Genomic DNA, 4,498 nt, shown 5'->3' with positions numbered 1-4,498 from the left:
GCCTCTAGTGCTTGTGCTCCGGCTTGCTCCCAGCGCTGGTCTTCGTCGTTCCAGCCTCCCGTCACGCCGCCTGCGATCTTCTTACCAACGTTTTTCCCCGCCACGGTCAGTACCACGGGGCGCGCTTCCTCGGCGGCATAGCGCAGGTAGATCTTGTAGCGCCCTGCTGTCGGAACCGTAAAGTCCCACTCCGCCACGCTCGGGGAACCGTCGGAGTTGATGCTTTTGGGGCCGTAGCGCTCCTTGGCGAGGTGCTCACCGCGCACATAGGCCGAGGCATCGGCAAAGAGCCCTTTACCGCTGCCATTCAGCGCACTGTCAAGCTGCTTCTTGGCTTCGTCCACCGCCTGCTTTGTCGGGCCAATGTTCTTCTCGTAAGAAGCTAGCTCGGCTTTGAGAGTGGGGCTAGAGAGGGGACGCTCGTACCACCGGGCGACGGTGTTGGTCGTCTCCATTGTCCTCGTGGACTTGAAAATCCCCGCCATGGCATAGTAATCTTTGGTGGAGACGGGATCGAACTTGTGGTCATGGCAGCGGGCACAGGCCACGGTGAGGCCCATCACGGACTTGCTCACCACCTCAATCTGCTCATCTACGATATCCATCACCATCTTGGCTTTATCGGGCTCCGCCAAGACTTTTGGGCCGAGCACCAGAAAACCCGTCGCGGTGAGGCGTGCGGCATCTTCTTCTTCGTTTCCCGTGGTCATCAGATCGCCCGCAAGCTGCTCGCGGACAAACGTATCGTAGGGCAGGTCACGGTTGATGGCCCCGATCACCCAGTCGCGGTAGCGCCAGGCATTGGCATGTGCTGTGTTTTCATCCAGACCATTCGAGTCGGCGTAGCGTGCCACATCCAGCCAGTGCCGTCCCCAGCGCTCCCCAAAATGTTTGGAGGCTAGTAGGCGATCTACTTGCTTGGCGAAGGCAGCGGGCGAAGTATCGCCCAGAAACGTAGCCATCTCCGAGGGGGTTGGAGGCAGGCCAATTAGGTCAAAACTCACACGCCGCAGGAGCGTCCGCTTATCTGCCTGTGGTCCTGGTCTTATCCCCGCCTTTGCCAGTGAGCCCAGCACAAAGGCATCAATCCCACTGCGCTCCATCGGGGGCTCCAAGGGCCGCTTGGGCGCGATAAACGACCAGTGTAGCGCGTTCTTTTTGGGAGTGACGGGGGTGGCAAGGGGCCAGCCCGCACCGTCTTTGACCCACTGCTCCATACTGGCGATCTCCGCCGCACTGAGCTTACCCGTCGGGGGCATCACGGTCTTGTCACTGGCTTGCATGCGTTTCAAAGCTTCGTGAGCTATTGCTACCGAGAAAGGCTTGGTCATATCCAGCCCTGACTGTGGGGCAGAACCGCCATGACAGATTCCGCACTTTGCCAGGAGCAAGGGGCGCACTTTGGCTTCAAACTGTAAGGCTTGGGCCGGTGTCAGCGTGGCTCTGGGAGGGCTTGTCTGGGCGAGGGCAAGGCCCATCAGTCCCACCACGGGGATAATAGAAGCAAGATGCAACAACTTCATAGGGTTATTATACGACGATTATTTCGCGGATGTGAAGGTTAAACAAACAGAGTTGATACAGTAGCGCTCGCCGGTCGGGGTTTGGGGAGCATCGGGAAAGACATGGCCAAGGTGAGACTCACAGCTCGCACAGAGCACTTCGACGCGCCGCATGCCGTGGGCATTGTCCTCGCGTCGGATAATCCGATCCTGATCCAAGGAGTCAAAAAACGATGGCCACCCGCAGCCGCTGTCAAACTTGGTCTCGGAGTTGAACAGCTCGGTGTCACATGCAGCGCAAGCATAGACTCCCTCGCCCTTATGGTTCCATAACTGCCCCGTAAACGCCCGCTCCGTCCCTGCCTGTCGCAAAACTCTATATTGCTCGGGCGTGAGCTGAGCCCGCCACTCATCCTCAGTTTTATTTATCATAGTGCTATGATACCCTCCTCCCTGTCTGCTCCTGTACACTAGGGACATGAAAATTCGAGACTTTCGTATTCACTCCATCGCCATCTCCGACCCGCCGCTACGCTCGTCGTTTGGCCTGCACGCCCCGCTAGCGCTGCGAACCGTGATCGAGCTAGAGAGTGCCGACGGGGTGATTGGGATCGCGGAGACCCACGGTGGCGAGGGGCCTGCCAAAGCACTGGAGAGCCTGCGAGCGCGGGTGATTGGCCAAGACGCGACACGGCTCTTTGTCTCGCTTGCGGATCTACGCGGCCAGGGCGAGTATCGGATGGCGCTGGCGGCGCTGGAGGTGGCGAGCCTGGATCTGATCGGAAAGACGGTTGGCCTGCCGGTGCATGCGCTCCTTGGGGGGAAAGTGCGCGACGACGTCCCGTTCTCGGCCTACGCGTTCTACAAGCACGCCTGGGGCGAGTCTAAATATGGCGAGGCGCTCACGCCCGAGGGGCTGGTGACTCAAGTCCAAGAGCTGATCGCCGACTATGGCTTTGGCTCGGTGAAGCTGAAGGCGGGCGTTTTAGAGCCCGACGAAGAGATCGAGACGATCAAGCTGCTCCGCCAGACGCTCGGGACAAACGTGCCGCTACGCATTGACCCGAACTGTGTCTGGAGCGTCGAGACATCGCTTCGGGCAGGCAGGGCGCTTCGGGAAGAGCTGAGTAACGGCGGCTATCTGGAAGACCCCGCGCAAGGCATGGCCGACATGGCCGCCGTTCGAGCGGGCTTGCTGGCGGAGGGAATCGAGACGCCGCTTGCCAGCAACATGGCAGTGACTTCGTTTGAGACCCTCGCAGAGTCGTATAGAACCGATGCCTGCCAGGTGGTCTTGGGAGATCACCACTACTGGGGCGGCCTGCGGGCGGTCTTAGAGCTGGGTCGGGTCTGCGAGACTCTGGGCATCGGGCTCTCGATGCACTCTAATAGCCACCTGGGGATCTCGCTGATGGCCATGGCCCATGTCGCCGCCGCCACCCGCCAGCTGAGTTATGCTTGCGACACCCACTACCCCTGGCAGAGCGCCGCCGACGAGATTGTCGCGGAGGGCCGCATCCCCATTGTCGGTGGCAACGTCCGCGTCTCCGATGCCCCTGGCCTTGGCGTCACGCTGAACTACGATAACTTAGAGAAACTCAAAGAGCGCTACTCAAAAAGCCCGATCCGTGCCCGCGACGATGTCGCTGAGATGCGTCAACACGTCGATCCCCACTGGGAGCGCCGTCGCTGGTAAAATAGCCACATGGAACCTTTGCTCACCGCCGAGGATCGGGCGTTTTTCGATCAGTGGGGCTATCTTGTCGTTAAGAATGTTGTGCCCAAAGCAAACTGCGATGCTGTTGTGGACGACATCTATACCTTTTTGGACATGAATCCAAACGATCCTGAGACCTGGTATCCCGTCGGGCGGCGCGGGTCGCTGGCACACATTCATCAGACGCAGTCACTTTGGGACAACCGGCAACATCCCCGGCTCTACCAGGCTTTCGCGGATCTCTACGGCACCGAGAAGCTCTGGACCAGCCTAGACCGTGCCTGCTTCAAACCGCCGCTCAGTGAGAAATATCCCCACCACAACGACCAGGGTTTCGTCCACTGGGACATGGACACCAGCACGCCGCCCGAGAATTGGCGCTTCTTTGTGCAAGCCGTGCTCTGCCTCACTGACACCACCGAAGAGATGGGGGGCTTTTGTTGCATCCCTGGCTTCCACCGCGAAAACCTCGTCCGTTGGATCGCCGAGCAGCCCGCCGACCGCCATAAGTTCCAGCCCGATCTCACGCGCCTCCCGGAGGGCATGGCGGTCACCCCCATCCCCGCCGAGGCAGGCGACCTGGTGATCTGGGACTACACCCTAGCACACGGCAATGGCCCTAACCAAGGAGGGGCGCCCCGGCTCTGCCAGTACGTGACCCTCTACCCGGCTGGCCAAGACCATGTCCAGCGCGAGGAGCGTATCGCTTGCTGGCAGGAGCACACTGCACCTGCCTACTGGGAGAAAAACATCCCCGAGCCTTACAAGGGCCGTGAGCGTCAGCAGCACCCGGAGCCCGCGACTCTCACGGAGCTGGGCAAAAAACTACTGGGGCTGGAGAGCTGGTAAAATCCCCGCCCGCGACGCAGTCTCTGGCGGGGCTAGAGACGGTCCAAGCGCGGAGCGTCCTTCGGGAGAGAAGTCAAGAACCAGAGGCGGAGCCGAGGGACGCAAAGGCCCCCCACCGGGGCCACGTCTCATACGCGGCGTTTGCGGGGATTACCCCGATTGAAGACGGGCGGGTTTTCCAGCCCTGCTTCTGCATAGAGCTCGGCCATGACTAGATCGCCGTCAATGCCCTCGACTGCATCAAGCTGCGCTAGCCCACGTCCAATGCTGGCAAGCTGCTCGTGGGTCAGGACGGGATCGGGCTCTCGGGTGGGCCCGTAGATTGCCGCCAGACGCAGGGCGGCCTGCGTGTAGCTCTGGCGGTCTTTCTCCGGCATGGCAACCAGACGCGGGGCCAGGTCATCGGGTATCTCAAGTGTCAGGGTCATGG

General features: G+C 60.7%; 5 protein-coding genes. 2 read left to right on the top strand and 3 right to left on the bottom strand.

Annotated features, from left to right (window positions below; genetic code table 11):
- Nucleotides 1–1,523, bottom strand: a 1,523-nt coding sequence (locus tag RMO15_RS09805) for a DUF1549 domain-containing protein (RefSeq protein WP_309711316.1), incomplete at its 3' end; no start/stop codon positions are given.
- Between the two features lie 18 nt (nucleotides 1,524–1,541).
- A complete protein-coding gene (gene msrB, locus RMO15_RS09800) occupies nucleotides 1,542–1,934 on the bottom strand; it encodes a peptide-methionine (R)-S-oxide reductase MsrB (RefSeq protein ID WP_309711312.1) in 393 nt (130 codons plus the stop codon).
- Between the two features lie 46 nt (nucleotides 1,935–1,980).
- Here msrB and RMO15_RS09795 point away from each other — a divergent pair, with 46 nt between their 5' ends.
- Both RMO15_RS09795 and RMO15_RS09790 read left to right on the top strand, forming a co-directional pair.
- Complete coding sequence (locus tag RMO15_RS09795) at nucleotides 1,981–3,198, top strand: enolase C-terminal domain-like protein (protein WP_309711310.1); 1,218 nt, start codon at nucleotides 1,981–1,983, stop codon at nucleotides 3,196–3,198.
- A 9-nt stretch (nucleotides 3,199–3,207) separates the two neighbouring features.
- Nucleotides 3,208–4,068, top strand: a complete 861-nt coding sequence (locus RMO15_RS09790; protein ID WP_309711307.1) for a phytanoyl-CoA dioxygenase family protein — start codon at nucleotides 3,208–3,210, stop codon at nucleotides 4,066–4,068.
- Nucleotides 4,069–4,196: 128 nt separating this feature from the next.
- Here the strand turns inward: RMO15_RS09790 and RMO15_RS09785 are convergent.
- A partial coding sequence (locus tag RMO15_RS09785) for a hypothetical protein (RefSeq protein ID WP_309711304.1) occupies nucleotides 4,197–4,498 on the bottom strand: 302 nt, incomplete at its 5' end.

The organism is Armatimonas sp. (genome assembly GCF_031410135.1).
In the GTDB taxonomy this organism is placed as follows: domain Bacteria; phylum Armatimonadota; class Armatimonadia; order Armatimonadales; family Armatimonadaceae; genus Armatimonas.
Note: the sequence above shows the minus strand (reverse complement) of the source record. Positions and strands in the feature narration are given on the sequence as shown.